Annotated in this window: 13 protein-coding genes; 8 read left to right on the top strand and 5 right to left on the bottom strand. The window is 74.2% G+C overall.

What is annotated here, in order from left to right; translation table 11 throughout:
- Positions 1-218 precede the first annotated feature (218 nt).
- From ACFVVL_RS20745 to ACFVVL_RS20725, 5 genes are all read left to right on the top strand, one after another.
- Positions 219-881, top strand: a complete 663-nt coding sequence (locus ACFVVL_RS20745; protein WP_380296497.1) for a DUF3000 domain-containing protein — start codon at positions 219-221, stop codon at positions 879-881.
- A gap of 317 nt (positions 882-1,198) precedes the next feature.
- Entirely contained in the window at positions 1,199-1,915 is a 717-nt protein-coding gene (locus tag ACFVVL_RS20740; protein ID WP_387677250.1) for a LuxR C-terminal-related transcriptional regulator, read from the top strand.
- 162 nt (positions 1,916-2,077) lie between these two features.
- Complete coding sequence (locus ACFVVL_RS20735) at positions 2,078-3,322, top strand: HRDC domain-containing protein (protein WP_380296499.1); 1,245 nt, start codon at positions 2,078-2,080, stop codon at positions 3,320-3,322.
- Positions 3,323-3,573: 251 nt separating this feature from the next.
- Entirely contained in the window at positions 3,574-4,791 is a 1,218-nt protein-coding gene (locus ACFVVL_RS20730; RefSeq protein WP_380296852.1) for a thiolase family protein, read from the top strand.
- Positions 4,792-4,793: 2 nt separating this feature from the next.
- Complete coding sequence (locus ACFVVL_RS20725; protein WP_387677246.1) at positions 4,794-6,923, top strand: 3-hydroxyacyl-CoA dehydrogenase NAD-binding domain-containing protein; 2,130 nt, start codon at positions 4,794-4,796, stop codon at positions 6,921-6,923.
- A gap of 89 nt (positions 6,924-7,012) precedes the next feature.
- Here the strand turns inward: ACFVVL_RS20725 and ACFVVL_RS20720 are convergent, their stop codons facing one another.
- The 3 genes from ACFVVL_RS20720 to ACFVVL_RS20710 form a co-directional block, all read right to left on the bottom strand.
- Positions 7,013-8,554, bottom strand: a complete 1,542-nt coding sequence (locus tag ACFVVL_RS20720; RefSeq protein ID WP_380296848.1) for an ArnT family glycosyltransferase — start codon at positions 8,552-8,554, stop codon at positions 7,013-7,015.
- 120 nt (positions 8,555-8,674) lie between these two features.
- Complete coding sequence (gene dxs / locus ACFVVL_RS20715) at positions 8,675-10,579, bottom strand: 1-deoxy-D-xylulose-5-phosphate synthase (protein WP_387677242.1); 1,905 nt, start codon at positions 10,577-10,579, stop codon at positions 8,675-8,677.
- A 216-nt stretch (positions 10,580-10,795) separates the two neighbouring features.
- The gene (locus ACFVVL_RS20710; protein WP_380296844.1) at positions 10,796-11,980 is read right to left on the bottom strand and encodes an ROK family protein; all 1,185 of its coding nucleotides are present in this window, start codon (positions 11,978-11,980) and stop codon (positions 10,796-10,798) included.
- A gap of 410 nt (positions 11,981-12,390) precedes the next feature.
- On the opposite strand from ACFVVL_RS20710, the gene ACFVVL_RS20705 reads away from it, so the two are divergent.
- Together ACFVVL_RS20705 and pepN are read left to right on the top strand one after the other, a co-directional pair.
- Positions 12,391-14,190, top strand: coding sequence for a PQQ-binding-like beta-propeller repeat protein (locus ACFVVL_RS20705; RefSeq protein WP_387677239.1), 1,800 nt, complete (start codon positions 12,391-12,393; stop codon positions 14,188-14,190).
- Positions 14,191-14,326: 136 nt separating this feature from the next.
- Complete coding sequence (gene pepN / locus ACFVVL_RS20700) at positions 14,327-16,906, top strand: aminopeptidase N (RefSeq protein ID WP_387677236.1); 2,580 nt, start codon at positions 14,327-14,329, stop codon at positions 16,904-16,906.
- A gap of 120 nt (positions 16,907-17,026) precedes the next feature.
- On the opposite strand, the gene ACFVVL_RS20695 is transcribed toward pepN, so the two are convergent.
- Positions 17,027-17,260 carry a hypothetical protein gene (locus ACFVVL_RS20695; RefSeq protein WP_350549418.1) on the bottom strand — a complete coding sequence of 78 codons (234 nt, stop codon included), beginning with the start codon at positions 17,258-17,260 and terminating at the stop codon, positions 17,027-17,029.
- Positions 17,261-17,280: 20 nt separating this feature from the next.
- A complete protein-coding gene (gene malQ / locus ACFVVL_RS20690) occupies positions 17,281-19,425 on the bottom strand; it encodes a 4-alpha-glucanotransferase (protein ID WP_387677530.1) in 2,145 nt (714 codons plus the stop codon).
- Positions 19,426-19,738: 313 nt separating this feature from the next.
- Between malQ and ACFVVL_RS20685 the strand changes: the two genes are divergently transcribed.
- Entirely contained in the window at positions 19,739-23,827 is a 4,089-nt protein-coding gene (locus ACFVVL_RS20685; protein WP_387677233.1) for a beta-N-acetylglucosaminidase domain-containing protein, read from the top strand.
- Positions 23,828-23,922: the final 95 nt, after the last annotated feature.

Raw genomic sequence — 23,922 nt, 5'->3', positions numbered from 1 at the left:
GCTGACCGGGGGTGGCACCGGTCGGGGGGACTGCCGGGGTGGCTGCCGTGGTGTCTGCCGTCGTCTCGCTCACGCTCCAAATCTTCGCACGCGGCCCGGACCCGTCCGTCCCGGTGGCCTCGTCGGTTCCTCCAAGATCTGGCCGGATTGCCGCCCCGGCGCGCCGCGCGGGAAGAAGTTGCGGCGATTACCCGCGTTTTCGACCTAGTCTTCGGGTCATGGCAGCGGTCGGAGGGCACCCCGCACAGGGTGGCGGAGCAGGTGGCGGAACGGGTCGGGAGGCGGCGCCGAGCGAGTTCCGGGCTGCCGTGGAGGCGCTCTCCGAGGCCCGGCTGCGTCCCGAGGTCGTCCTCTCCCCCGCCCCGGCGCCCCGCCGGCTGGCGCCGCACGCCTTCGCGCTGACCGCCGCCGTCGAGGTGGACGGGGAGGAGCTGGCCGACGGCCGGCTGGTGCTGCTGCACGACCCGGACGGGCAGGAGGCCTGGAACGGGGACTTCCGGGTGGTCACCATGACCCGGGCCGAGCTGGAGCCGGAGATGGCCGGCGACCCGATGCTGTCCGAGGTCGGCTGGGCCTGGCTGCTGGACGCGCTGCAGGCGCACGGCGCCGGGTACGCGGAGCCGTCCGGCACGGTGACGCTGTGCGCCTCGCAGTACTTCGGCGGGCTGGCGGACCGGGCGTCGAGCACCGAGATCGAGATCCGGGCGTCCTGGACGCCGGCCGACGGCCGCTTCGAGCGGCACCTCGCGGCCTGGGGGGACCTGCTCTGCATCAGCGCGGGCCTGCCGCCGGCCGCGCCGTCCCCGCACTCCCCGGCGGACGTCACGTCACTCGGTGGAGTGGTCCCGATGCCCGCGCGGCGACGCCCCCGTTCGCACTGAGGAGTGGCGCCCGCCGGATCGTCACCGGTGCGCGCCGTGCCACCCCCAAGGCTGACAGAGTGTGACTTCGGTGCGGCTCTCCGTCAATAATGCGCTCGGAACTGACCGGTTTGCGTCGAGTCTGATCGATTTTGTGCGATTTCCAGGCATGTCTCATCAGTCATCTGCGCGATTTGTCCGTATTGTGACTCACTAGATCGTGATCTTTCGCTAAAGCCGGGCACAGATGCTGCCGAAGCAGACTGTGACCCTTTCCGAACGCGGAACACTCCGACCGCCCCCTCGGGGTTCCGTCCGCCACTCCCGCAGGAGGCCTGGTGTCGGTCCTTCTTGAGCACCCCGCAAACGTGGTCGCCTACCGCCCGACCAAGCCCACCGCCATGGTGGTCATCGCCGATCCCCGCGTCCGAAACACCGTCACCCGTCACCTCTGGGCGCTCGGCGTCCGGGACGTGATCGAGGTGTCCTCGATCGCCGAGGCCCGTCCCCGGGTCTCCACCCCGCGCGACATCTGCGTCGCCGACGTCCACCTCCCCGACGGCTCCGGACTGACCATCCTCGCCGAGACCCGCGCCGCCGGCTGGCCCAACGGGCTGGCGCTCTCCGCCGCCGACGACATCGGCGCGGTGCGCAGCGCCCTCGCCGGCGGGGTGAAGGGCTACGTGGTCACCGGTACCCGCACCAATGTCGCCATGCCGGGCCGCCCCGGACTGCCGCTCGGCGCCGCCGGGCTGGCCGGACGGATGCGCCGGCCCGGGATGCCGGGCATGCCGGGCGCGCACGGGACGCCGGGCGCTCCCGGGGCGCACGGCGCGCCGGGTGCCCAGCAGGCCGCCTACCGCGAGCTGTCCGGGCGCGAGGTGGAGGTGCTGCGACTGGTGGCCGAGGGCCAGTCGAACAAGGCGATCGGCGTGGCGATGGGCCTGTCGGCGCTCACCGTGAAGAGCCACCTCGCCCGGATCGCCCGCAAGCTCGGCACCGGCGACCGCGCCGGGATGGTCGCCGTCGCGCTGCGCACCGGCATCATCCACTGACCCCTGCCGTCGCGGCGGCCCTGGAGGAACGTTTCCTCCGGGGCCGCCGTGACGTGCTGCCGTCAGGGCGCGCTCCACCCCGGAGCCGGCCGGCGCTCCCCTTCATCGGTCTGACCAGTCCGACAACACTCCCGGTCGCGGGGACCGTCGTACCCTTGGGGGGTGACCGACGCCGTAGCAGCCATCCCAGAAGAAGCAGCCCCGGTCCCGCTCCTCGAACCGAAGGAGGGGATCCCTCCGGTCGTGGCGGACGAGCAGGCGCTGGCCGCCACCATCGCCGCCTTCGCCGCGGGGACCGGACCGGTCGCCGTCGACGCCGAGCGGGCCTCCGGCTACCGCTACGGCCAGCGGGCGTACCTCATCCAGCTGCGCCGCGCGGGCGCCGGTACCGCGCTGATCGACCCGATCGCCTGCCCCGACCTCGGCGAGCTGGGCGCGGCCCTCGCGGACACCGAGTGGGTGGTGCACGCCGCCACCCAGGACCTGCCGTGTCTGGCCGAGGTGGGCATGAGACCCCAGCGCCTGTTCGACACCGAGCTGGCCGGCCGGATCGCCGGCTTCGCCCGGGTCGGCCTCGGACCGATGACCGAGAGCGTGCTCGGGCTGAGCCTGGCCAAGGAGCACTCCGCGGTCGACTGGTCCACCCGCCCGCTGCCCGAGCCGTGGCTGCGCTACGCCGCTCTGGACGTCGAGGTGCTGGTCGAGCTGCGCAACGCACTCGAACAGGAGCTGGACGCCCAGGGCAAGCTCGGCTGGGCCCTGGAGGAGTTCGCGGCGATCGCCGCGGCCCCCCGCCCGGCCCCGCGGACCGACCCGTGGCGCCGCACCTCGCAGCTGCACAAGGTCCGCCGGCGCCGCCAGCTGGCCGTGGTGCGCGAGCTGTGGCTGACCCGCGACCGGACGGCGCAGGAGCGGGACGTCTCGCCGGGCCGGGTGCTGTCGGACGCCGCGATCGTCAACGCCGCGCTGGCCATGCCGCTGAACATCGCCGCACTGCAGGCCGTCCAGGGCTTCGGGCCGCGGGTGCACCGGCGCCAGCTGGAGCAGTGGCTGGCCGCGGTCCAGCGCGGGCGGGAGGTGCCGGAGAACCAGCTGCCGCCGGCCGCCGCGCCGCACGACGGCCCGCCGCCGCCGCGCGCCTGGGCCGAGAAGGACCCGGTGGCGGCCGCCCGGCTGAGCGGGGCGCGTGCCGCGGTGAGCGAGCTGGCCGAGCGCCACCACCTGCCGGCCGAGAACCTGATCACCCCGGACCTGGTCCGCCGGGTCTCCTGGGAGCCGCCGGCCGACGCCTCCGCGGCCAACGTGGCCGCGGCGCTGCGCCGGCTGGGCGCCCGCCAGTGGCAGGTGGACCTGGTCGCCCCGGCGGTGGCCACTGCCTTCGCCGAGGCGGCGGTCCCGCAGGACTAGAACCCGGGAGCACAGTCGAGGGGATGCCGCCCGCAGGGGCGGCATCCCCTTTTCGTCGTGTTGCGCGCCGTGTTCGCCGCGCGGACGCCCGACGTGTCGGGGGACACACTGCCGGAAGCACCGAACGGGCCTGGGCAGGTTGGTTACCGACGGGTAGCATGGCCGACAAGCAGCGCCGCCCACGTTCCCTCGTGCGGTGGTGAGCGGCAGCCTGCCCACCTGAACCGTTGGTCCCTGGGAGGAGAGCCCCCGTGCCTCGTACCGCGAGGGACGTCGTCTTCGTCGATGGCGTCCGCACCCCGTTCGGCAAGGCCGGCCCGAAGGGCATCTACCACGAGACGCGCGCCGACGACCTGGTCGTCAAGTGCATCCGGGAGCTCGTGCGCCGCAACCCGAACCTGCCCGTCGAGCGCATCGACGAGGTCGCCATCGCGGCCACCACGCAGATCGGCGACCAGGGTCTGACCATCGGCCGCACCGCCGCGCTGCTGTCCGGCCTGCCGAAGTCCGTCCCCGGCTACGCGATCGACCGCATGTGCGCCGGCGCGCTGACCGCCGTGACCACCACCGCCGGCGGCATCGCCTTCGGCGCGTACGACGTGGTCGTGGCCGGCGGCGTCGAGCACATGGGCCGCCACCCGATGGGCGAGGGCGTCGACCCGAACCCGCGCTTCGTCTCCGAGAAGCTCGTCGACGAGTCCGCCCTGTTCATGGGCATGACCGCGGAGAACCTGCACGACCGGTTCCCGCACCTGACCAAGGAGCGCTGCGACGCCTACGCCGTGCGCTCGCAGGAGAAGGCCGCCAAGGCGTACGCCAACGGCGACATCCAGCCCGGCCTGGTGCCGGTCTCGGTCCGCAACACCAACCCCGAGGTCGGCGAGACCGGCTGGGGCCTGGCCACCGTGGACGAGCCGATGCGCCCGGGCACCACGATGGAGAACCTGGCGGGGCTCAAGACCCCGTTCCGCCCCCACGGCAACATCACCGCGGGCAACTCGGCCGGTCTCAACGACGGCGCCACCGCCTCGCTGCTGGCCGCCGAGGACGTGGCCGAGGAGCTCGGCCTGCCGGTCCGGATGCGCCTGGTCTCCTACGCCTTCGCGGGCGTCGAGCCCGAGGTGATGGGCATCGGCCCGGTGCCGGCCACCGAGAAGGCGCTGGCCAAGGCCGGCCTCACCATCGACGACATCGGCGCGTTCGAGGTCAACGAGGCCTTCGCCGTCCAGGTGCTGGCGTTCCTGGACCACTACGGCATCGCGGACGACGACGAGCGGGTCAACCCGTACGGCGGCGCGATCGCCTTCGGCCACCCGCTGGCCTCCTCCGGCGTGCGCCTGATGAACCAGCTGGCCCGCCGCTTCGAGCAGCGCCCGGACGTCCGCTACGGCCTCACCACGATGTGCATCGGCTTCGGCATGGGCGGCACCGTCATCTGGGAGAACCCGCACTTCGAGGGTGGTAAGTGAGCATGAGCACCACGACTGAGCTGCTGACCCGCGGCGCCGAGCTCTTCCCCGGCGAGGTCGTCACCACCGCGCACGTGCGCCACCTGGACCTGCCGCTGCAGGCCGGCCGGCTGGCCCTGATCACCCTGGACAACGGCTTCGACCACACCAAGCCGACCACCTTCGGCCCGGGCTCGCTGCTCAAGCTGAACGAGGCGCTGGACCAGGTCGAGGCGGAGGCCGCCGAGGGCGCCATCGTCGGTGCCGCGATCACCGGCAAGCCGTTCATCTTCGCCGTCGGCGCCGACCTCAAGGGCGTCGAGCTGCTCAAGGAGCACGCGGACGCGCTGGCCATCGGCAAGGGCGGCCACGAGGTCTTCAAGCGGATCGCCGCGCTGCCCGTCCCGACCTTCGCGTTCTACAACGGCGCGGCGATGGGCGGCGGCGTCGAGGTCGGCCTGCACTGCGACTACCGCACGGTGTCGGCGGGCGTCCCGGCGTTCTCGCTGCCCGAGGTCTTCCTCGGCCTCGTCCCCGGCTGGGGCGGCTGCAGCATCCTGCCGAACCTGATCGGCCCGGCGAAGGCCGTCAAGGTGATCATCGAGAACTCGATGGCGCAGAACAAGCAGCTCAAGGGCAAGGACGTGTTCGAGCTGGGGATCGCCGACGCGATCTTCGAGCCGGCCGACTTCCTGGAGCAGTCGCTGCTCTGGGCCGCCCGCGTCCTCACGGGCGAGGTGGCCGTCGAGCGCGAGGCGATCGACCGCGGCAAGGCCTGGGACGACGCCGTCGCCTGGGGCCGGCTGGTCGCCGACGCCAAGGTGCACGGGGCGGCCCCGGCCGCCTACCGGGCGCTGGACATCATCGCCCGGGTCAAGGACGAGGACCTCCAGGCCGGCTTCGACGCCGAGGACGCGGCCCTGGCCGACCTCATCATGGGCGGCGAGCTGCGCAGCGGCATCTACGCCTTCAACCTGGTGCAGCGCCGGGCCAAGCGCCCGGTCGGCGCGCCGGACAAGTCGCTGGCCCGCCCGGTCACCAAGGTCGGCGTCGTCGGCGCCGGTCTGATGGCCTCCCAGCTGGCGCTGCTGTTCGCCCGCCGCCTGGAGGTGCCGGTGGTCCTCACCGACATCGACCAGGAGCGCGTCGACAAGGGCGTGGGCTACGTCCACGCCGAGATCGACAAGCTGCTGGAGAAGGGCCGGATCGGCAAGGACAAGTCCAACCGCCTCAAGGGCCTGGTCTCCGGCTCGCTCGACAAGGCCGCGGCCTTCGGCGACGCCGACTTCGTGATCGAGGCCGTCTTCGAGGAGATGGGCGTCAAGCAGGCCGTCTTCGCGGACCTGGAGAACGTGGTCTCGCCGACCTGCGTGCTGGCGACCAACACCTCCTCGCTGTCGGTCACCGAGATGGCCTCGAAGCTGAAGCACCCGGAGCGGGTCGTCGGCTTCCACTTCTTCAACCCGGTCGCGATCCTGCCGCTGCTGGAGATCGTCCGCGGCGAGCGGACCGACGACGTCTCGCTGGCCACCGCCTTCGGCGTCTCCAGGAAGCTGAAGAAGACCTCGGTGCTGGTCAAGGACGCCCCGGCGTTCGTGGTCAACCGGATCCTGACCCGCTTCATGGGCGAGATCCAGGACATCATCGACGAGGGCACCCCGATCGCCACCGTCGAGAAGGGCGTCGAGCCGCTCGGCCTGCCGATGTCCCCGATCGTGCTGCTGGAGCTGGTCGGCCCGGCCATCGCCCTGCACGTCTCGGAGACCCTGCACGGCGCGTTCCCGGAGCGGTTCACCGTCTCCGAGAACCTCGGCAAGGTGGTCAAGGCCGGCAAGCGCGGCTTCTACACCTGGGTGGACGGCCAGCAGGTCCTCGACCCCGAGGTGCTGGAGCTGCTCTCCTTCGGCGACACCGTGCTGACCGAGGAGCAGGTCCTCGGCCGCGCCCTGGAGGCCGTCGCGCAGGAGATCGGCCTGATGCTGGAGGAGGGTGTCGTCGCCGAGGCGCAGGACATCGACCTCTGCATGATCACCGGCGCCGGCTGGCCCTTCCACCTGGGCGGGATCACCCCGTACCTGGACCGTGAGGGCGTCTCGGAGCGGGTGAACGGCAAGCGCTTCCTCGCCCCGGGCGTGGCCTCGGTGCCCGCCTAGCGGTGACGCCGAAGGGCCCCGGTGACCAGCACGGTCACCGGGGCCCTTCGCGTTCCCGCTCCTCCCGGGGGCGTTCCCCGGGGTCCGGCTCAGCGCTTGAGGCGGTAGACGACGGTGTCGGCGAAGACGCCGACCATCTCGTAGTGGGTCTCCAGCAGGTTCTCGATCTTCGGGATCATGCCGGGCTGGTACGGCGCGAGGCCGGAGTCGTCGACGACGACCTCGGGCAGGCTCTTGGCGATCTCCTGGTCGAAGGTCTGCCAGGCGTTGGTCATCGAGAACTGCTCGCCGACGTTGGGGCTGCCGTCCTTGCCGCCGCTGTAGTTGGTCAGGAAGCCCGCGGTGAGGTACCGGGTGGCGGGCTTGCGGTCGGCGAGCCAGTACAGCTCCGGGTGCATGCCCCAGACCAGCACGGTGTCCTTGGGGGTGGTCTGCGCGGCGACCGCGGTGGCGACCTCGGTGGTGCGGTCCAGCCGCTCCCCCGGCCAGGCCAGCGCCAGGCCCCAGAAGACGGTGGCGGCGGCCGCGGTGTACAGCAGCACGGGCTTCCAGCGGACGGCCGAGGTGGCGATCGCGCCGGTGCCCAGCAGCACCAGCGGGGGCATCAGCTGGAGGTAGTAGTGGCCGAAGAAGTGGAAGCCCATGCTGACCGCGACCACCGAGGAGAGCAGCCACATCCACAGGTCGGTGGTGGAGCCGTGCTCCTCCCCCGCGACCGGCAGCGGACGGTGCCGGTGCTTCAGCCAGAGCCGGCGGCCGACCGGCAGCAGGAAGCCGAGGCCGGCCGCGACCAGGATCGCCGAGTTGCCGAGCGCCCGGCCGGCCATCTGCAGCCAGGCGCCGCCGACACTGGCGTAGTCGCCGCTGCCGGTGACCACCCAGAACAGGAAGCCCTTCGGTTTGGTGAGGATCACCGCGACCAGCGCTATCGGCAGGGTGAAGCCGAAACCGATCTTGAGCAGGGCGGGGATCCAGCGCACGCCGCGCCGCCGGGCGTCCTGGAAGAGCATCCAGAGCACCGGCAGCAGCACCGCGCCGCCGGTCTGCTTGGTCAGCGAGCAGAGCGCCACCGCGATGCCGGCGGCCAGCCAGCGCCGGCGCTCGGCGTAGCGGAAGGCGGCCACCATGGCGGGCAGCATGAAGACCTCGAAGGTCGCCGCCTGGGTGTCCTCCGGGGAGAGCCCGATGGAGACCAGCAGGTAGAGCAGGCCCGCGCCGACCCCGGCCCGGTCGCCCCAGCGGCCGCGGGCGAGCGAGGCCAGCAGGATCGCGGTGACCAGGTGGGCGGCCACCGCCAGGGTGCGCAGCGGCCAGAGCGAGGCGGAGCCGAACACCGCGAAGCAGGCCTGGTACAGCCAGGGCAGCAACGGCGGCTTGCGGTCCACCACGGTGTCGTAGAGCACGCCGCCGTCGGCGAGCATCCGGGCCTGGGTGGCCAGGAAGCCCTCGTCGGGGCTCCAGACCGGGCGGAGGAAGGACGGCAGGTGGGTCAGCAGGGCCACCAGGGCCAGCAGCGGCACCAGCCGCGTCCAGTAACCGGTCTTCACGCGCTCCCAGCCGTCGGCCGGGGGTACCCCCAGGGGCAGGCGCTCGGCGAGCGCGGTCAGGCGTTCTCGGATGGGGGTCGGCACGGATGACAACCTACCGGGCGGGATCGGCGCGGGCAGCGCCGGTCCCGCCTTTGGTGCGATTATCAGCCCCAAGTGGTACCGAGCTGTCGCAAACGGCCCGCTCGGGGCGACGGGGGCCGGTCAGGCCTGGACGGCCACGTCGAGCCGGGAGACCAGCGCGGTCACCTGGCGGGCGATGTCCGGGGCGGTCAGGCCGATCTCGGCGAGGATCTCCGGCCGCGAGGCGTGGTCCAGGAACTCCTGCGGGATGCCGAAGTCGCGCAGCGGCAGGTCCACGTCCGCGTCGCGCAGCGCCTGGGCGACCGCCGAGCCGACGCCGCCGACCCGCCCGTTGTCCTCGACCGTGACGACCACCCGGTGCTCGGCGGCCAGGCCCGGCAGCGCCGGGTCGACCGGCTTGACCCAGCGCGGGTCCACCACGGTCGAGCTGATGCCCTGGGCGGCCAGCAGGTCGGCCACCTCCAGGCACATCGGGGCGAGCGCGCCGACCGAGACGATCAGCACATCGGCCCGGCGGCCCTCCTCGGCGTCCGGGTCGACGCGCAGCAGGTCCATGCCGCCGACCGTGCCGACCGCCGGGACGGCCGGGCCGACGGTGCCCTTGGAGTAGCGGACCACGGTCGGCGCGTCCTTGACCTCGACGGCCTCGCGCAGCTGGGCGCGCAGCTGGTCGGCGTCGCGCGGGGCGGCGAGCCGCAGGCCGGGGACGACCTGGAGGATCGACATGTCCCACATGCCGTTGTGCGAGGCGCCGTCGTCGCCGGTGACACCGGCCCGGTCCAGGGTGAACGTGACGCCCAGCTTGTGCAGGGCGACGTCCATCAGCACCTGGTCGAAGGCCCGGTTGAGGAAGGTCGCGTAGACCGCGAAGACCGGGTGCAGACCGTTGGTGGCCAGGCCGGCGGCGCTGGTGACGGCGTGCTGCTCGGCGATGCCGACGTCGAAGATGCGGTCCGGGAAGGCCTCGGCGAACGGCGCCAGGCCCACCGGGTGGAGCATCGCGGCGGTGATGCCGACGATGTCCTCGCGCTCGTGGCCGAGGGCGACCATCTCCTCGGCGAAGACCGAGGTCCAGCTCCGGCCGCCGGCGTTCTTGATCGGCAGGCCGGTCTCCGGGTGGATCTTGCCGACGGCGTGGAAGCGGTCCTCGTCGTTGTTCTCGGCGGCGTGGTAGCCGCGGCCCTTCTCGGTCAGGCAGTGCACGATGACCGGGCCGCCGAAGCCGCGCGCCTTGGTGAGCGCGGACTCCAGGGCGGTGAGGTCGTGGCCGTCGATCGGGCCGATGTACTTGAGGCCGAGGTCCTCGAACATGCCCTGCGGGGCGATGAAGTCCTTCAGGCCCTTCTTGGCGCCGTGCAGGGTCTCGAAGAGCTGCTGGCCGACCACGGGGGTGCGCTGGAGGGCGTCCTTGCCCCAGGACAGGAAGCGCTCGTAGCCCTGGGTGGTGCGCAGGGTGGCGAGGTGGTTGGCCAGGCCGCCGATGGTGGGCGAGTAGGAGCGCTCGTTGTCGTTGACGACGATGACGACCGGGCGGTCCTTGGCGTCGGCGATGTTGTTGAGCGCCTCCCAGGCCATGCCGCCGGTGAGGGCGCCGTCGCCGATCACGGCCACCACCGGGTCGTTCTTCCCCAGCAGCTGGTTGGCCTTGGCCAGGCCGTCGGCGTAGGAGAGCACGGTGGAGGCGTGCGAGTTCTCGATCACGTCGTGTTCGGACTCGGCGCGCGACGGGTAGCCGGACAGGCCGCCCCTGCTGCGCAGCCCGGAGAAGTCCTGGCGGCCGGTGAGCAGCTTGTGGACGTAGCTCTGGTGGCCGGTGTCGAACAGGACGCGGTCGCGCGGGGAGTCGAAGACCCGGTGCAGCGCGATGGTGAGCTCCACCACGCCGAGGTTCGGGCCGAGGTGGCCGCCCGTCTTGGAGACCTCGGTCACCAGGAAGGTCCGGATCTCCTCGGCCAGGGTGGCCAGCTGTCCGGGCGTGAGCCGGTCGAGATCGCGCGGTCCCCGAATGCGGGTCAGCAGGGCCACCCGTTCCTCCTCGTTCAGTGTTCGCGGACCGCGGGGGCCCGACGGGCGTCGCCGCCCGGTGTCGACCGGTCGAGTCTAATGTCCGCCTACCGGACACCGGGCGGGGTGTCCGGTACCGACGGCCGGTACGCGCCAACCACCTCGACGGTCACTCCTTCGGGTGGAGGGGGGAGACCGGCGTGTCGGTGCGCCCGGCGGCGGGGCGGGCGGCGGCGTTCAGGGGCGGGCCACGGCGAGCGCGCTGGAGTCGCCCGCCTCGCTCATCACCAGCGCCAGCGCGCCCAGGACCTCGGCACGGCCGCCCAGGGTACCGGGGACCACCGACAGCTGGCGGGCGGCGCTGGGGATCGCGTAGCGGGCCACCGAGTCGCGGATCGGCGCGAGCACCAGCTCCCCGGCCTCGGCGAGGTCGCCGCCGAGGATCACCCGGCGCGGGTTGAGCAGGTTGCACAGGGTGGCCACGCCGGTGCCGATCTGCCGGCCGGCGTCGGCGATCACCCGGCGGCAGCCGAGGTCGCCCTCGTGGGCCAGCTCCACCACCCGGGGCAGGGTGAGCCCGGTGCCGAGGGTGGGGGTGAGCAGGTTCAGCAGGTAGCGGGAGCCGACGAAGGTCTCCAGGCAGCCGCGGTTGCCGCAGCGGCAGACCGGGCCGGCCTCGTCCAGGGTGATGTGGCCGATCTCGCCCGCGGTGCCGCCCGGCCCCCGGTAGATCTGCCCGTTGACCACCAGGCCGGCGCCGACACCGCTGGCCACCTTGATGTAGGCGAGGTCGTTCAGGCCCCGGCCGGCACCCCAGACCAGCTCGCCGAGCGCGCCGAGGTTGGCGTCGTTGTCGACGTGCACCGGCAGGCCGAGCCGCTCGGCCAGCTCGCGGCCGGGGGCGATGCCGGTCCAGCCCGGCAGGATCGCGGTGGAGCCCAGCGCGCCGGTCTCCACGTCGATCGGGCCGGGGACGCCCAGGCCCACGCCGATCACCTTGTCGGAGCGGAAACCGGCCTCCGCGAGCAGCCGCTCCACCAGGGCCTCGGCCCGGTCGAAGCCCTGCGCGGCGGAGACGTCGACGTCCATCGGGGCGCTCTCCTCGGCGAGCACCCGGTGGGCGAGGTTGCCGACGGCGACCCGCAGATGGGTGTGGCCGAAATCGATCCCCACCACGATGCCCGCGTCGCCGCTGAGCGAGACGCTGCGGGCGCGCCGGCCGCCGGCGGAGGTGTCGGCGACCTCGACGGTGCCGCTCTCCTTCAGTTCCCGGACGATGTTGGACACGGTGGCCGCCGAGAGGCCGGTACCGCGGGCGATCTCGGCCTGGGTCAGCGACCCGGCCATCCGCACCGCGCGGAGCACCCGCTCCAGGTTGGCCCGGTGCAGTGAGGACTGCGAGCCCGGAGTGTCCGTCGACATGATCCACCCTCCCAAAGGGCGCCGGGGACCCCTCCGCCGGGACGTCCCCCTTCACAACCTGAAGCCTAGGCCCTCCCCGAACGTGAAGGCACGGGAGAGGGAAGGCGACGGGACGGTGCACGGGCCCGGGTGCCGGGGAACGGGGGGAGGGACCGGGCGCCGGGCCGGTGCGGGCGGCCCGGGTGCTGACATCGCCCCAGGTCGGCACGGGGGCGGCCGGGGCCCCGGGTTCCGGCGGGCGTCCGAAAACCGTCCCCCCGTACGATGGTGCCCAATCTCACCCGTCCCGCCGGTCACGGATGTGCACCGATACCGGGACGCTTCCAGACATGACGGGGCAACAGATGGCAGGGGATCACCCGATGCCGGGAGCTGGCGAAGCTCCCGGCGGCGGTCCGGACAACCGGGGCGTGTCGTTCGGACGCACGCCGGGCGGCGTCGACCCGGCGGCCGTGGCGGACCAGCAGACACAGCTCGACGGGGCGGCGGTCCCCGGCCAGGCCGCACCGCCGGCCCCGGCCGCTCCGCCCGCCGCGCCACCGGCCCCGCCGGCCGCGGCCGCGGGCGGCTACGCCTACGCGCCCACCGCCCCCGCCTTCCCCGCACAGGGACCGGCACCGGCCCCGCCGGTCGGCCCGTACGACCCGGCGCCCGGCCAGCCGCAGTTCGGCGCCCCGGCCCCGGGCCAGCAGCCCTACGGCTACGCCGCCCCGCCGCCCGCCGACGGCGGCGCGCCCGGGTACGGCTACCCGCAGCAGGGCGGCTACGGCTACCCGGGCGCCCCGGTGCCCGCGCCGCCCAAGCAGCGCAACCCCGTGATGGTCTGGGGCGGCATCATCGGCGGCGTGCTGGCGATCGCCATCGTCGCCGCGCTGGTCGTGCTGTTCACCGACGACAAGAAGGAGAAGGACGACCCGCCGGCCGCCTCCGGAGGCACCACCGGCCAGGTCACCGGCGGCGGCGGGACCTCGCCGGACGTCAGCACCAGCCCGGGCAGCACGCCGTCGGCCGGCGGCACCACCGGCGGCACGGGCGGCGGTGGCGGCGGCAAGGCCGGCGCCTACAACCTGGCCTGGGCGGCCGACAAGCCGGCCAGCTCGGTCAGCGGCACCACCCGGCTGCTCGCCATCTGGGGCGCCGAGAAGGTCGCGGTGCGCGCCGACACCACCGGCATCCGCGCCGTCAACACCTCCGACGGCAAGGAGGCCTGGACCATCCCGGTGCCCTCCGGCGCCAAGGAGTTCTGCACCGCCTCGTACAACGCCAACTCCAAGCACATCGCCGCCATCTCGCTGAACACCGGTGACAGCGACTGCTCCACCATCGCCGCCGTCGACCTCACCACCGGCAAGCTGTCGTGGAGCGCCAAGGTCGGGCAGAACAAGATGGTCTCCCCCACCCTGAGCATCACCGACAAGGTCATCGGCATCGGCTCCAACACCGCCGCCGCGGTGAACGTCGCCGACGGCTCCGCGGTCTGGGCCTTCCAGCCGCGCGAGAAGGACTGCAGCGTCTACGGCACCGCGGCCGGCTCGCAGATCGTGGTCACCGACCGCTGCTACGGCCTCAACACCACCGTCAAGTCGCAGCTGGTGATCCTGGAGACGGAGACCGGCAAGGTCGCCTCGCCCGCGCCGATCACCCTGTCCGGCAGCATCGAGCGGGTCGACAAGGTCCTCTCCGACCAGCCCCTGGTGCTGTCGATGTCCAGCGGCGCCAACGGCGACTACGTGCTGCCGTTCGACAAGACCAACAAGCCGGGCACCCAGATGCCCGTCAAGGAGCCCGGCTACGACAGCCTGCGGCTCAGCGGCCTGGCCGACGCCTTCACCCAGAGCGTGGTCAGCGGCACCACCCTGTACGTGCAGACCAACCCGACCAAGCCGGCGATCAACGCCTACGACCTGACCACCGGCAAGCGGCTCTGGTCGACCGACGGCAAGGCCAAGGACGGCCTGCGGCTGGTCTCCGGCACCGACAAGGACGGCAAGGTCCGGGCCATCCTGGACATGGGCTACGGCAACGACGCCAAGCTGGTGACCCTCGCCGCCGCCGACGGCGCGGTCGCCGAGCTCGGCAACCTCACCGTCAACTCGACCTTCAGCATCGGCCTGAGCGGAAACGAGTTCGTACTGAACTCGGACGGGGCGCTGTACGGGTTCTCCCGCGGCACCTTCGACTCCCCCGTGTTCAAGTACGTCAAGAAGTGACGACGCCGCGGGCGGGACGGCAGAGGGCCCACGGGCCCCTGCCGTCCCGCCCGCTTCGTATCCGGGCACATTCCGGCGGGACCGGCGGGCGGACATGGCAGGATGCCAGCATCAGCCTGACGAAGGAGTCCAGCGAGTGCCCGGCACCAACCTGACCCGCGAGGAGGCCCGCACCCGGGCCGACCTCCTGCACGTGGACGCGTACGACATCGAGCTCGACCTGAGCTCGGCCCGAGAGGGGGGCACGTTCCGGTCCACCACCGTGGTCCGGTTCACCGCCACCACCCCGGGCGCGGCCACCTTCATCGACCTGGTCGCCCCGAGCGTCGAGGAGATCGTCCTCAACGGCGAGCGGCTCGACAACGCCGGCTTCGCCGACAGCCGGATCGCGCTGCCGGGCCTCGCCGCCGAGAACGAGCTGCGCGTCGTCGCCACCTGCGCGTACACCAACACCGGCGAGGGCCTGCACCGGTTCGTCGACCCGGTCGACGGCGAGACCTACCTCTACACCCAGTTCGAGGTGCCGGACGCCCGCCGGGTCTTCGCCAACTTCGAGCAGCCCGACCTGAAGGCCGCGTTCACCTTCACCGTGACCGCGCCCGCCGGCTGGAGCGTGGTCTCCAACTCGCCCACCCCCGAGCCGGAGGGCGAGGGCGACACCCGGGTCTGGCGCTTCGCCCCGACCGGCCGGATCTCCTCGTACATCACCGCGCTCGTCGCGGGCCCGTACGTCGGGGTCTTCGACGCCTACGAGAACGGCGAGCAGAAGGTGCCGCTGGGCATCTACTGCCGGCCCTCGCTGCGCGAGTTCCTGGACGCCGAGGCGATCTTCGAGGTCACCAAGCAGGGCTTCGACTACTTCCAGGAGAAGTTCGACTTCCCCTACCCGTTCCCCAAGTACGACCAGCTCTTCGTCCCGGAGTTCAACGCCGGCGCGATGGAGAACGCGGGCGCCGTCACCCTGCGCGACCAGTACGTGTTCCGGTCCAAGGTGACCGACGCCGCGTACGAGGCCCGCGCCGCGACGATCCTGCACGAGCTCGCCCACATGTGGTTCGGCAACCTCGTCACCATGGAGTGGTGGAACGACCTCTGGCTGAACGAGTCGTTCGCCACCTACGCCGAGGCGGTCTGCCAGGCCGAGTCACCCGACTCGCAGTGGCCCAACTCCTGGACCACCTTCGCCAACCAGATGAAGACCTGGGCGTACCGGCAGGACCAGCTGCCGTCCACCCACCCGATCATGGCCGACATCAACGACCTGGAGGACGTCCAGGTCAACTTCGACGGCATCACCTACGCCAAGGGCGCCTCGGTGCTCAAGCAGCTGGTGGCCTACGTCGGCCAGGACGCCTTCTTCGAGGGCGTGCGCGCCTACTTCAAGCGGCACGCCTGGGGCAACACCCGCCTCGGCGACCTGCTGGGCGCGCTGGAGGAGGCCAGCGGCCGGGACCTCAAGGCCTGGTCCGCCGCCTGGCTGGAGACCGCCGGCATCAACGTGCTGCGGCCCGCGCTGACCCTGAACACCGACGGCGAGATCGAGTCCTTCGCCGTGCTCCAGGACGCCCCGGCGCTGCCGGCCGGTGCCAAGGGCGAGGCCGTGCTGCGCCCGCACCGGATCGCCGTCGGCCTGTACGAGCTGACCGACGGCGCGCTGGTGCGCACCGAGCGGATCGAGCTGGACGTCGACGGCCCGCGCACCGAGGTGCCGCAGCTGGTCGGCCGGCACCGCCCGGCCGTGATCCTGCTGAACGACGACGACCTGTCCTACGCCAAGGTCCGCCTCGACGAGGACTCGCTGGCCGTGGTCACCGAGCACCTCGGCGCCTTCACCGACGCGCTGCCGCGCGCGCTGTGCTGGGCCTCCGCCTGGGACATGACCCGCGACGGCGAGCTGGCCGCCCGCGACTACCTGACGCTCGCCCTCTCCGGCCTGCCGCGCGAGAGCGACATCGGCGTCGTCCAGTCGGTGCACCGCCAGGTCAAGCTGGCGCTCGACGCCTACGCCGACCCGGCCTGGCGCGAGCAGGGCCTGGCCCGCTGGGCCGAGGCCGCCGAGGAGGCGCTGCGCGCCGCCGAGCCGGGCAGCGACCACCAGCTCGCCTGGGCCCGGGCCCTGGCCGGCGTCGCCCGCACCGACGGTCAGCTCGGCCTGCTCGCCGGGCTGCTGGACGGCACCCAGGAGATCCCCGGCCTGGCCGTGGACACCGAGCTGCGCTGGACCCTGCTGGGCCGGCTCGCCGCGACCGGCCGGGCCGACGAGCCCGAGATCGCGGCCGAGCTGGAGCGCGACAACACCGCGGCCGGCCAGGAGCACGCGGCCGGCTGCCGGGCGGCCCGCCCGACCGTCGAGGCCAAGGCGTCCGCCTGGACGTCCGTGGTGGAGTCGGACGAGCTGACCAACTACGTGCAGGCGGCGGTGATCGGCGGCTTCCAGCAGGCCGACCAGCGCGCGCTGCTCGCGCCGTACGCGGAGAAGTACTTCGCCGCGGTGAAGGGCATCTGGGAGACCCGCAGCCACGAGATCTCGCAGCAGATCATCGTCGGGCTCTACCCGTCGCTGCTGGTCGAGCAGGCCACCCTGGACGCCACCGACGCCTGGCTGGCCTCGGCCGAGCCGGCGCCGGCGCTGCGGCGGCAGGTCGTCGAGGCGCGGGCCGGTGTGGAGCGGGCGCTGAAGGCGCAGGCCGCCGACCGGGCCGCCGCGGAGCGCTGACGCGGCCGTCCCCTCCCCCTTCCGTGCGGAGGGGGGAGGGGACGCGGACACGCGCGAGGGGGCGCCGGACCGGGTCCGGCGCCCCCTCGGGGTCTGTGCGTGGAGGACGAAGCGGCTCGGCTACTTCTTCTTGTCCTTGCCGCCGCCGAGCGGCAGCGCCGCCAGGCCGCCGATGATCACGAAGGCCGCGATCGGCAGCAGCACGTAGAGCCCGAGGGTCTCGGCGACGCTCAGGCCGGAACCCGGGTCGTCGCCGTCGTCCCGGGTGAGGGCCATGGCGGGCGACGACAGCAGCATCATCAGCGTGACCGTTGCGGTGACCGCGCCGGCTCGCAAAGCGTTCCTCTTGTCCACGGTGCCAACTTACCCGTCACTTACGCCGGGCCGCTCGGCGGGGTCGGCCTTTCGGGAGGGCCGTCACCGGCGGTGCCCGGCCGGACGCCCACGGAGCCCAGCAGGCCGGCGAGGGTCCGGGCGTCCGGGGCCGCGGCCAGCGCGTCCAGGGTGACCGGGCGCCCCGAGCCGTCGGCGACCGGCAGGCGCCAGTTCGGGTACTGGTCCCAGGTGCCCGGGAGGTTCTGCGGACGCGGGTCGCCGACCACGTCGGGCAGCCAGACGCCGATCAGCCCGGCGGGGGTGGCGGCCAGGAACCGGTGCAGCGCGAGGGCCGACAGCGGCTCGTCCGCGCCCAACAGTCCCAGCCGGACCAGCTCGGCCCGCCAGTCGGCCAGCTCGGCGGCGGCCTGCGCCTGCTCCTCGCCCAGCGGACGGGCCAGCAGGCCCAGCCGGTGGCGCAGCTCCACGTGCTCGCCGGAGAGCCGGGCGGCGGTGGACGGCAGGTCGTGCGTGGTCAGGGTGGCGAGGCTGCCCGCGCGCCACCGCCCGGGCGGCAGGATCCCGCCCCCGGCCTGCCAGTCGCGTTCGAACCAGAGCACCGAGGTGCCGAGCACGCCGCGCGCCGCCAGCTCCTCGCGCACGCCCGGCTCGACGGTGCCGAGGTCCTCGCCGATCACCGCGGCGCCGGCCCGGTGCGCCTCCAGGGCGAGCACGGCGAGCATCGCCTCGGCGTCGTAGCGCACGTAGACGCCCTCGGTCGGGGCGTGTCCGGCGGGCACCCACCAGAGCCGGAACAGGCCCATCACGTGGTCGATCCGCAGCGCGCCGGCGTGCCGGGCGGCGGAGCGGATCAGCTCGGCGAAGGGCGCGTAGCCGGCCTCGGCCAGCGCGTCCGGGCGCCAGGGCGGCAGGCCCCAGTCCTGGCCGCGCGCGTTGAAGGCGTCCGGCGGCGCGCCGACTGAGATGCCGGCGGCCAGCACGTCCTGGAGCGCCCAGGCGTCGGCGCCGTCCGGGTGGACGCCGACCGCGAGGTCGTGCACCAGGCCGACCGGCATCCCGGCGGTGCGGGCGGCCCGCTGGGCGCGGTCGAGCTGGCGGTCGGTCTGCCAGGCCAGCCAGCGGTGGAAGTCCACCCGGCCGGCCAGCTCGGCGGCCGCGCGCCGCACGTGCGGGGAGCCGGGGTGGCGCAGGCCCTTCGGCCAGCGGTGGTGGTCGGCGCCGTGCCGCTCGGCCAGGGCGTTCCAGAGCGCGTACCGCTCCAGCCACTCGCCCTCGCGGGCCCGGTAGGCGTCGAAGGCGGCGGTGCGGACGGCGCCGTGCTCCTCCGCGTACCGGCGGTACCCGGTGTGCAGCAGTTCCAGGGCACGGCGCTTGAGGGCCCAGACCTCGTCGCGGTCGATCAGGCCGTCGTGCTCCAGCACCTCGGAGCGCAGCCGGGCGGCGCGGGTCAGCAGTTCGTCCGCCTCGGCGCGGGCCGGGCCGGTGAGGTAGGCGTACTCGGGGACCTCCTCGACCCGCAGGTGGACCGGGTCGGCGAAGCGGCGGGAGGACGGGCGGTAGGGGGACGGGTCGGAGGGGACGGCGGGCAGCCCGGCGTGCAGCGGGTTGATCTGCAGGAAGGCGGCGCCCAGCGAGCCGGCCCAGGTGGCGAGGTCGGCGAGGTCGGCGAGGTCGCCCATGCCCCAGGAGCGGTCGGAGAGCACGGAGTAGAGCTGGGCGAGGAAGCCCCAGCCGCGGCCGGGGAGGGCGGGCAGGCGTTCGGGGGCGACGATCAGGTGGGCGGTGGCGGTGCGGTCCGCGGCGTCGGCGTGCAGGGTGTGCCGGCCGGGCGGCAGGTCGGCGGGCAGCCAGTGGGCGTGGCCGCGCGGCAGCTCCCAGCGGCCGCCCTGCTCCAGGGCGACGGCGAGCCGGGTGCCGGCGGGGAGGTCGAGCGCGGTGCGGCGGCCGGCCCGGGCCACGACGGTCGGGGGCAGCAGCCGGGCCCGCCGCTCGTCCCGGTGGCGGGCGAGCGCGGCGCGGGCGGCGTCGGGGGTGGCGGCGTCCACGCCGAGCGCGGCGAGCACGGCGACCAGCGTGCGGGCTCCGGCCGGCACTCCCCCGGGGCCGCAGCGGGTGTCCACCCCGTGGGCCTGCGCCAGCGCCACCAGTTCGGGCGGGGGCGGCGGCGCGTCCTGCGCGGGCACGTCCGGTCCGTCGGCTCCGTCACGGTCGAGATAAGCGGCCACTCGCGGCTCCTGCGATGTCTCGGCAACGCCCAGTCAGGACAGCCACAGTCCTACCCGGGTGACGCCCCGGCGACCCGGCGGACACACCCCGCCGAAGGGGTGGGAGAGGGGCGGAAAGAAGTGTTCGGGAGGGCGGAGAGCCTCCGTTAAAGAGGCCTTAAGTCCGGCGTAAATCGGACAAAATCGGCATACCCGTCGACGGCGTTGACACCGGGAAACGTAGCTGGTGGGCTTTGCCGCGATGTGGTTCCGGCCTGGCGAGGAGGCTCCTGTGCAAGCCCGAGTGTCCGAGGTGGCCGGGCGGCGGCTCCGTCAGCAGCTGGAGCAGAGCCCGTCGCTGCGCGAGGTGCTGCAGCACCCCGCGGCCCTCGCGGCACGGCGGGCCACCGCGCGGACGTGCCGTCAGCTGGTGCCCCGCACGGCGGACCGGCTGATCGCGGACCTCAAGGGCACCGAACCGCTGCTGCACTCCGTGCGCGCCGAGCGCGCGCTGGCCGCCCGCCCGGGCGCGCCCAGCCGGCGCACCCTCCAGATGGCGGCCACCCTGTCGGCGGCGGCCGTGGTCGGCGGTCTGCTGGTGAGCGGCCCGGCCGCGTACGCGCGGGTGCCCGGGTACTCCCCCGGGGCGGACGTGGTGAGCACCGCGAGCGGCGCCCCGCAGACCCCGCTGGGCAGTGTCAGCGACCCCCGGGTCTTCCCCCGCCCGCAGGAGCAGAGCGTGGCCGGCCGGCCGGTCACCGTGCCGGGCGCCGTCACCCTGGTCACCGCGCCGACCGCGGACCACGGCGCCGTCGCCGCGGTGCGCGAGGTCCTGGGCATCGCCGGGGCGAGCGCCGTGACCTCGGTGCCGGAGCCGCCCGCCCCGGTCGCCGGCTCCCTGGTGGTGTACGTCGGCGGCCCCACCGAGGGCGCGGGCGGCCCCACCGACCGGGTCCTGCGCGAGCTCACCGTCGCGGCCGGCGGCAGGGACAGCGCGGCACCGACCACGGCCGGCATGCCGGCCGGCGGCTACGTGCTGGCGGCCGGCCAGCTGCCGGTGGCCGGCGGCGGCAGCTACGGCGCGGTGGTGCTGGCCGGCGCCGATCCGACCGGCACCTTCTACGCGGCGCAGTCGCTGCGCCAGCTGCTGGCGGCCGTCCCCGCCGACCAGGGCCAGGCGCCCGGCGCGGCCGGCCTCGGCCTGCCGGGGATCACCCTGCGCGACTGGCCGTCCGGCGCCCCGGTGCGCGGCACCGCCGAGGCCTTCTACGGCACCCCGTGGAGCCAGCAGCAGCGGCTGGACCAGCTGGACTTCCTCGGCCGCTCCAAGCAGAACTTCTACCTCTACGCCCCGGGCGACGACCCGTACCGCACCGCCCGCTGGCGGGACGCCTACCCGCAGGCGAAGGCCGACGACCTGCGCGCGCTGGCCGCCCGCGCCGGGCGCAACCACGTCACCCTCGGCTACGCGATCGACCCCGGCCAGTCGTTCTGCTACAGCTCCGGCAAGGACGCGGACGCGCTGGTCGCCAAGCTGGACGGGCTGCGCAGGCTCGGCTTCACCGCGTTCCAGCTGCAGTTCCTGGACGTCTCCTACGACGAGTGGCACTGCTCCGACGACCGGGCCAGGTACGGCACCGGCCCGGCCGCCGCCGCCCGGGCGCAGGGCGAGCTGGCCACCAAGGTGCAGGAGCGGCTGATCGCCGGGGACCCTGCTCTGGCGCCGCTGTCGGTCGTCCCCACCGAGTACCACCAGCAGGGCTCCACCCCGTACCGCGGGGCGCTGGCCGACGCGCTGCCGCCGGCCGTACAGGTGGCCTGGAGCGGGGTCGGGGTGATCCCGGAACGGATCACCGGCAAGCAGACCGGCGACACCGCGGAGCTGTACCGCCACCCGCTGGTCACGATGGACAACTACCCGGTCAACGACTCCACCCCGGACCGGCTCTTCCTGGGCGCCTACACCGGCCGCGACAGCGAGGTGGCGACCCGTTCGGCCGTCCTGCTGACCGGTGCGATGCAGCAGCCGGTCGCCTCCCGGATCGCGCTCGGCACGGCCGGGGACTTCGCCTGGAACCCGGTCGGCTACAAGCCGGAGGACTCCTGGCGGGCGGCGCTGCGCTCGCTGGCGGGCCCGACCGGCGCGACGGCCACGCCCACCGGGGAGACCCTGGCCGCGGTCACCGCGCTGGCCGGCAACAACGTGTCCTCGCCGCTGGCCACGCAGGAGTCCGGCTACCTCCAGCCGCTGCTGGAGCGGTTCTGGGCGACCGCCGAGCCGACCGCGGGCACCGCGCCCGACCTGGCGAAGCTGATCGAGGCGGCCGCCCCGCTGCGGGAGGCGTTCACCGCGATGGCGGACGCCCAGCAGACCCTGGCCGCGGCCCCGGCGACCGCCCAGCTGGCCGCCGAGGCGGCGCCCTGGCTGGCGCCGCTGCGCGACTACGGCCTCGGCGGGAAGGCCGCCCTGGACATGCTGCTGGCGCAGCGCGGCGGGGACGGCGGCGCCGCCTGGAAGGCCCGGGTGGAGCTGAACAAGCTGCGCGAGCAGCTCGGCCAGAGCCCGGCGACGGTCGGCGCGGGCGTGCTCGGCCCGTTCCTGGAGCGGGCGCTGCGGGCCGCCGACACCTGGGCCGGGGTGCAGGGCGGCGGCATCACCCCGACCACCACGATGGGCACCGCGCACGACCACCTGCCGGCGCTGATGGCCGACGGCGTCGCCGACACGTTCTACTGGAGCTCGGCGCCGCCGCAGGCCGGCGACTCGGTCGGCCTGGACCTCGGCGGCGGGCGCCCGGTCGGCAGCGTGACGGTGCTGATGGGCTCCTGGGGCAGCGGGCCGGACGGCGCGAGCGCCGTGGACGACTACATCCGCGACGGCGTGCTGGAGTACACCACCGGCGAGGGCGGCTGGAAGAAGCTGGCCCCGGTGAAGAACCAGAAGTCGGTCTCCGCGCAGCTGCCCGCCGGGGCGGTCGTCCGGGCGGTGCGGCTGCGGGCCACCGCCGCGCAGAAGACCGCGGTCGCGGTGCGCGAGTTCTCGGTGACCGCGCCGGACGAGCTGCCGGCCAGCGTCTCCGGCGGCCCGGCCGCGCTGCCCGGCTCCTCGGCCGCCGCGGTGCTGGACGGCAACCCGGACACCGCCTACCGGGCGGCCACCGCGCCGACCGCCTCGGACGAGCCGCTCACCGTCGAGCTGGGCGCCGCCCGGCCGCTGGACCGGCTCACCATCCTCACCGACCCGGGCGTGCGGGCCTCGGCCACCGTCTCGGTGCGGCACCCGGACGGCTCCTGGACGGAGATCGGCACCGTGCAGCCGGGTTGGAACGAGCTGTCGGCCGGCGGACTGCCCGCCGACGCGTTCCGGCTGGCCTGGAAGCCCGGCGGGGAGCCGCCGGTGGTCAACCAGGTGATCCCCTGGTACGCGGACGCCCCGGCGGCCCGGCTGAGCCTGGCCGACGCCTCGGTGGACGCGGTGATCGGGGAGGCCGCGCCGGTGCAGGCCCGGGCGACCGTCGAGGCGGGGCGTCCCGAGGGCGTGACCGGGGAGCTGCGCACCGAGGTGCCGGCGGTCGCCAAGGGGCTGACCGTGGCACCGGTGACCGGGGTGAGCGTGCCGCGCGGCGGGAAGGTCGGCGTGCCGCTGCTGGTCACCGCCGGGCCGGAGACGCCGTCCGGGACGTACCAGGTGCCGGTGCTGTTCGTGGCCGGGCCGACCACCGTCCGCCAGGTGCTCCAGGTGCACGTGGTGCCGCCGACCGGCGGGCCGGACCTGGCGATCACCGCGGAGGCCACCTCCTCGGCCGACGAGACCCCGAACTTCCCGGCCTCCGCGGTGGCCGACCAGGACCCGAAGAGCCGCTGGTCCTCGCCGCCGGCCGACGACGCCTGGGTGCAGCTGGAGCTGCCGCAGGCCACCCACCTGGGCTCGGCGGTGCTGCACTGGCAGGCCGCGTACGCCGCGTCGTACAAGATCCAGGCCTCGGCGGACGGCCGTTCCTGGACCACGGTCGCGACGGTGGAGGACGGCTCGGGCGGCAACGAGACGGTGCGCTTCGACGCGCCGGCCGCGAAGTTCCTGCGGATGCAGGGCGTGGCCCGGGGCACCAAGTACGGCTACTCGCTCTGGGGCATCGAGCTGTACGCGGCCGCGGCGGCGGACGGGACGCTGCCGCCGTCGCCGACCGTGCCGGTCACCCCGCCCGTGACCCCGCCGGTCACCGCGCCGACCGCTCCCCCGGTGACCCCGCCCACCGGCACGCCGGGCGGAGGCCAGGCCGGCGGCCCGGCGCCGACCACCCCGCCGCCCGCGCCGACGCCCTCCGGCACCCCGGCCGGACCGACGCCGCTGCCCTCCGGCACGCCGTCGAAGCAGCCGTAGCCCCGGGAAGGGGCCCAGACGGCGGGCCGCCGCGCTCCCCGGCTGCGGGGTGCGCGGCGGCCCATGAGGCGTACCGGGTGATGTGACGGGCAAGC

Source organism: Kitasatospora sp. NPDC058115 (assembly GCF_042884635.1).
GTDB lineage: Bacteria > Actinomycetota > Actinomycetes > Streptomycetales > Streptomycetaceae > Kitasatospora.
This window is presented reverse-complemented; position numbering and strand designations above follow the sequence as displayed.

Excerpts from the sequence above, each read along its gene's own strand:
- ACFVVL_RS20745 (WP_380296497.1), top strand. The coding sequence starts at position 219 with ATGGCAGCGGTCGGAGGGCACCCCGCACAGGGTGGCGGAGCAGGTGGC.
- ACFVVL_RS20725 (WP_387677246.1), top strand. The coding sequence starts at position 4,794 with ATGAGCACCACGACTGAGCTGCTGACCCGCGGCGCCGAGCTCTTCCCC.
- ACFVVL_RS20710 (WP_380296844.1), bottom strand. The coding sequence starts at position 11,980 with ATGTCGACGGACACTCCGGGCTCGCAGTCCTCACTGCACCGGGCCAAC.